The organism is bacterium (genome assembly GCA_026708015.1).
Taxonomy (GTDB): Bacteria; Actinomycetota; Acidimicrobiia; order Acidimicrobiales; family Bin134; genus Poriferisocius.
Genome location: JAPOVT010000058.1, coordinates 1 through 5,599, shown reverse-complemented (window position 1 = coordinate 5,599; position 5,599 = coordinate 1). Strand labels below are relative to the sequence as shown.

The window sequence follows — 5,599 nt, the reverse complement described above, 5'->3', positions numbered from 1 at the left end:
GTCGTGGTCCATTTGAGAAACTCCCAGGCCCCGTCGGGGTTCTTTACTCCAGTGGGCATGGCGTATCCCCACCCGCCTTCGACAACGTATTGGGTCTTGGCCGCCGGATTCCGGTCGTTGTAAGGAACGTGGGCGACTCCCCAATCGACGTCGGGAGCCTGAGCTCCCATGATCAGGAACATCCAGATACCGTCGAAAAGGCTCGACACCTTGCCTTCGAGGAAGGAGTTGCGGAATGCCGAGCCTCCGCCCACGATTGGCCGGACGTTCTCGAATCCGCCGTAGGTCGTGTCATAGAAATCGATGAGCCAGCGCAGCGCGCCCTTGCCCTCGTCCGAGTTGTAGAGCACCTGCTTACGGTCGGGGCTGCTGATGAGTCCGTTGTTCATAAAGGTCCACGCGCGGAACCAGTAGTTCGAGCGGACACCGCCGAGCAGCGGATCGACGCCGACTCGCTCGACCTTGTCGCCATCGAGCACCGTCAGCTTTTCCGCCGCTTCTTCCAACTCGCTCCACGTTTGCGGCTGCATGTCGGGATCGAGGCCCACTTCCTGTGCTTGGGCTTTATTCCAGAAGAACAGGTTCACATTGGTGCTCGTGGAAAACGGAGCGGCGAACATCTTGCCGTCCCACGTGTAGACGTCGACCTCGTAGTCGAACCAGGTGTCCTTGGAAATGTTGTCGATTCGCAGCAACTCGTCGAGCGGCGTCAGCACGCCGTTGTCGGAGAATGCTACAAGGTGACGCTGGCCGTGGAGCATGATCACGTCGGGCGGATCGCCGCCGGCGATCGCGGTGAGGTACTTCTCGTCCATACCTGTTTGCGAGATGAGCGTATGGCGGACTTTGATCTGGGGGTTAAGCTCCTCGAATCCCGCCACCTGATCCTCGATCAGGGGCAAGCGGGGACCGCCCCAGACGTGCCAGTAAGTCACCGCCTGAGCCTTCACCATGGGCGCGGCTTCCCTGACTACCTTCGTGACGACTTTCTCGACGACCCTCTCTTTCTCGACCTCGACGACCTTCTCGACCTCGACGACCTTCTCGACTTCCTTTTCAACCTCGACCGGGACTTCCTTGACGACCTCCCTGGTCACGACCCGTTCGACCGGCACCTCCTTGGTGACGACTTCGACGACCCGCTCGGTGACTGTCTGCACCTCGCCGCATCCGGCGATTGCAGCAGTGGCGAGTCCTAGACCGCCCGCCGATCCGATAAGAAACTTGCGCCGCAAGATCTGGTTTCGCGAGTTCATCAACCTACCTCCTCATCGCCGGGAACCCGGCAGCCTACCCCTTCAAGACCAGATAGATAATCACTTTAACCTCTGGATCGGAGCCGTCGAGCTTCGCGCGCAGGCGGAGCCACCCTCCGAATTCCCGGAGCTTTATCGAGTAAAGACCTTCTTCGCGCATGACGGGCAGCTCGGTCCCCTCATCGATCCAGAGCATGCCGTCCGGGGAAATCTGCGCTCTAGCCGTAAGCTCGGCGCCCTGACTCATGCTGAGTATTCGGACGAACCATCTGGCTTCCGACGCCCAAGCGCACTCGTGCGGCTCGGTGTCGAAACTGGAAGTGAACGTCGAGTTTCGTTCGACTACCGCGGTGTGGGACGTTCTCACGCTCGCTACCAGTCGGCCGAAATCAACAACGAATCGACGTACAGGAAATTGCGAATCGGCACCCGCGTACGCACGTTGATCTCAAGATTCAACAAACGGGCGAGCCCCCAATAGGGGGAATCGTGCACCGGAACCGGGATGTCGCGTAGGTCCATGACCTTGTCGTTGACCTGAAGCTCGACGTTGCGGCCCCTGCCGATGTCAAACACCCACCGCAGGTAGTGCCAGTTCACTTTGGACGGAATCTCGTTGTAGCAGAGCGGCTGATATCCATCGGGAACGTCCTCCCAGTCCGCCGGGTCCTGCACCTGGAAGTCCTCGAGCGGACGGTCGAGATAGTCGTCGGGGAACATGTCTCTGATCGTCCTGCGCGTTACCTGCAGCGACGTTTTGTATTTCCAACGCCGAATCAAGTTGCCCTGAGCATCGGCGTTGACGTAGCGAAGCGCGCAGTGAGTTCGCCGTCCCTCGTCGTCGATTTGAATGTCGTTACCGATCATGATGTCGCCGAACTGCGCTTCCGAGGGATGGTAGTTTCCATCCCATTCCCGTCCGCCTTCGGGCACCGGCTCGAAGTTCCATTCGGACTTGTAGCTGAAGTACATCTCCATTTGCACCGGCCCAAGGTCTTGCCACGTGAGTCGCTTGCACAGTACCGCCATATGGTCGGGAACGGGCCGGGTAGCAGCCTTGAGGGCGTATGTACCCGACATCGGCCCGTGCGTGCCCTGGTCGAAGTACGTGCACGTGCTCAACTGGGCGGGATGAAAGTCACGGACGTAGCGGGCCATGTTGTCGAGATTTCCGTCTGTGTTGCCGATCAGCTCGCACCAGCCGTTGACGCCGTTGTCGAAGTCGTCGAAGCACAGGATTCGCGGGAGGGGATTGAACTTGCTCAGCTTCGGATCGGCCCGAAGCAACGCCAGCCTGAGGGCGTCTGCATCGATCACTCGGCGCACCTCCCGCCTTCAAGTCGTTGGGGCTGCGAAGGTACCACACACTCCCCCAAGAATGTCAAGCGCTGAGCTCTACTCCCGCGACCTCCTCCCAAAGCCTTACCGCAGAGGTGAAGTTCTCCTCACCGAAACCCTTGGCGGTCGATGCCGTGAACATCTGTTGAGTCACGGCGGCGTAAGGGGTTATAGACCCAATCCGAGATGCAAGCTCAGTCCCCAGGCGGACGTCCTTCAAAGCGTGGCGAGTGAGAAATCCGGGCTTGAAGTCGCGCTCGAAGACCGAGCCTTCGAATACGGCTTCGAGCGACCTGTTCCAGACGACCGTCTTCCGGAACAGGTCGACCATGAAACCGATGTCCAGGCCAGCCTTGGCACCCAGCGTCAGAGCCTCGGCGTCGGCCAGGATGATCGTAAACGCGAGCATGTTGTGGATCAGCTTGAGTGTGGACGCCGTGCCGAGCGGGCCGCAATACACGATCTCCTCGCTTAGCCGGTCCATGACGTGACGCACTTCATCCAGGTCGGCAATCTCGCCGCCGGCCAGGAGCCGCATGGTGGCGTTTTCGGCGTCACGCGAAGAGCCGGTTATCTTGCACTCGAGCATTCGCACATCCTCCAGGCGGAGGCGCTCGGCAACGCGCAAGGTGGTGTCGGGGTCTACGGTGCTGAGGTCGATTAGCATCCGTGGCGGCTCTTGGGCACTCGCAATTCCGTCTTCACCGGTGACGGCGTCATCCAGATGCTTGGGTTCAGGCAGCGCGGTCATCACGTAGTCCGTCTTCTCCGCCGCAAGTCTGGGCGAGGCCGCCGCCCTGCCGCCGGCCGCGGCCAGCTCCCCGGAGCGCTCCGATACGAGATCGAACCCAACAACGTCATGGCCTGCCTTCAGAAGGTTCTTGGCCACGCCGGAGCCGATAGCTCCGAGGCCGACAAAGCCGATAGTGAGACTCTGTTCCATCACTGCAAGCTCCTGCAAGGGCAACTCTTAAGTTCGAGCCGAGATCCCGCCAGAGTGTACCCAAGACGGAGACCAGGACGAGGCGGCCTGGGATACTATTTCCCGGCTATGGCAGTGCTAAATCACGAGTACCGGGTGGTTTTGGCTGATTGCGGCGCGCCCGCCGAGTCGAGAGGCCGTCTTCCGTGACGAGTAGCGCCCGGCCTAACATCTTGTGGTACTGCACCGATCAGCAGCGCTTCGACACGGTCGGCGCGCTCGGCAATCGCCACGTGCATACACCCAATCTCGACCGCCTGGTGGAGGGGGCGTTGCCTTCACCCACGCGTATTGTCAGAGTCCTATCTGCACACCCAGCCGCGCCAGTTTCCTAACCGGTATGTACCCGAGCACGCTCCACGTCCACAGCAACGGGTCGCTGTACTTCCCCAGCGAACACACAATGGTGACCCGAATGCTTGCCGACTCGGGCTACGACTGCGGCCTGGTTGGAAAGCTTGGGCTGGCAAACGGCGAGGGAGCCGAAGAGCCGCGCAACCAAAGTGGCTATCGATACTACGAATACTCGAACGGTCCGAAGGTGGGGCTGTCCAATGGCAACGACTATCTGAGGTGGATTCGTGATAGAGGGCTGGACCCTGTCTCTATCCTCGGTCCGCCATCCGACATCGGGCGGTGCGACCGCGCCGCCTTCGCGGGCTTCACGTCGAGCTTGCACCGCGGCGGGCTGAAGTTACCGACGCCCGACAAAGACAACGCGCCCGTCGCCCTTCACCAGACGACCTGGTGCACGGAAAAGGCCGTCGAGTTCATCTCCGAATCGCGGCGCTCCGACCAACCATGGCTGCTGTCGGTAAACCCGTTCGATCCTCACCCTCCGTTCGATCCTCCGTGGGAGCACTTCCGCCGGTTCGACCCGGAGACGATGCCCGGACCGCATTTCAGGGAGAGCGACCTGGGCCAGCAAGAACGCTTGAAAAACATCGACTTTCAGACCAAAGCCCGCAACCCGGAGGAATTTGATGCTCGCTCGGTACAGGCCGCTTACTACGCGATGATCGAGCTAATCGACGATCGGCTTGGCGCCATTCTCGACGCCTTGGACGAGACCGGAGAGCGCGAACGCACCGTCGTGGTGTTCACAACCGATCACGGCGAAGCCCTGGGAGATCACGGACTGTTGCTGAAGGGTTGCCGATTCTACGAAGGGCTTGTGCGGGTGCCGCTGATCTGGTCGTGGCCGGGGCACTTCAGCACGGGATTGCGCAGCGATGCGCTGGTGGAACTGGTCGACATCGCTCCCACGCTGCTGGACCTGGCCGGACTTTCGATTCCGGAACGAATGCAGGGAAGGAGCCTTCTGCCGATTCTTGCCGGAAGGGCCGATCCCGATGAGCACCGGGATTTTGTCCGAAGCGAATACTACGACGCGCTGCCGCTTCCCGATGGAACCATGGCAACCATGTACCGCGACCGGCGTTGGAAGCTTGTCGTGTATCACAGCCACGGTTTTGGGGAGCTGTTCGATCTACAAGTCGATCCGCATGAGTTCGAGAATCTATGGGACGATCCGGCGTGCCAGGCGGTGCGGGAGGACCTCTTACTCAAGTCCTACGACGCCTCGGTGATGGCCATGGACTGGGGGCCGCCGCTGGTTCAGAAGTATGAGGACCGGCCAGCCTTTCGGCGGCCGCTGGGCAGGTCGGGCCGGAGATAGCGGTCGGCAAGGAGGCATTGGTGATGGGAGCACAGAGGCGACCGACGATCACGCGAATCGAGGCCGTTGAGTTCTTCGTGGAGTTGGAGAATCTGGGGATGACGCCGGACGGCTGCGAAATGCAATACCAACCAGGAGAAACACTCCGGCCCATGCGCTACGCGCTCACGATCGATACCGACGTGGGCGTGCGGGGAGAGTTCGTTGGTCGAAGACCGGAAAGCTACAACCAGCTGCAGCGAGTAGCCGGGCGGATGCTGGGACGGAGCGCTCTCGACCGCGAAGGGATTTCCGGCGACTTGAAGCCCCGGTTCCGGGCGCGGCCCATTTGGCCGCGGGTCCCCC

Annotated in this window: 6 protein-coding genes; 2 read left to right on the top strand and 4 right to left on the bottom strand. The window is 61.0% G+C overall.

Features of this window, described 5'->3' with window-relative positions:
• From OXG30_15675 to OXG30_15660, 4 genes are all read right to left on the bottom strand, one after another.
• A partial coding sequence (locus OXG30_15675; protein ID MCY4136328.1) for an extracellular solute-binding protein occupies positions 1–1,256 on the bottom strand: 1,256 nt, incomplete at its 3' end.
• A 34-nt stretch (positions 1,257–1,290) separates the two neighbouring features.
• Positions 1,291–1,503, bottom strand: coding sequence for a hypothetical protein (locus tag OXG30_15670; GenBank protein MCY4136327.1), 213 nt, complete (start codon positions 1,501–1,503; stop codon positions 1,291–1,293).
• A gap of 125 nt (positions 1,504–1,628) precedes the next feature.
• On the bottom strand, positions 1,629–2,573 hold the full coding sequence (locus OXG30_15665) for a hypothetical protein (protein MCY4136326.1): 945 nt from the start codon (positions 2,571–2,573) through the stop codon (positions 1,629–1,631).
• 64 nt (positions 2,574–2,637) lie between these two features.
• On the bottom strand, positions 2,638–3,555 hold the full coding sequence (locus OXG30_15660; GenBank protein MCY4136325.1) for an NAD(P)-dependent oxidoreductase: 918 nt from the start codon (positions 3,553–3,555) through the stop codon (positions 2,638–2,640).
• 196 nt (positions 3,556–3,751) lie between these two features.
• On the opposite strand from OXG30_15660, the gene OXG30_15655 reads away from it, so the two are divergent.
• Both OXG30_15655 and OXG30_15650 read left to right on the top strand, forming a co-directional pair.
• Positions 3,752–5,254 carry a sulfatase-like hydrolase/transferase gene (locus OXG30_15655; protein ID MCY4136324.1) on the top strand — a complete coding sequence of 501 codons (1,503 nt, stop codon included), beginning with the start codon at positions 3,752–3,754 and terminating at the stop codon, positions 5,252–5,254.
• Between the two features lie 20 nt (positions 5,255–5,274).
• On the top strand, positions 5,275–5,599 hold a 325-nt coding region (locus OXG30_15650), incomplete at its 3' end, for a hypothetical protein (GenBank protein MCY4136323.1).

Bases quoted from the DNA above. Each gene is read 5' to 3' on its own strand.
- OXG30_15670 (MCY4136327.1), bottom strand. From the start codon at position 1,503: ATGAGTCAGGGCGCCGAGCTTACGGCTAGAGCGCAGATTTCCCCGGAC.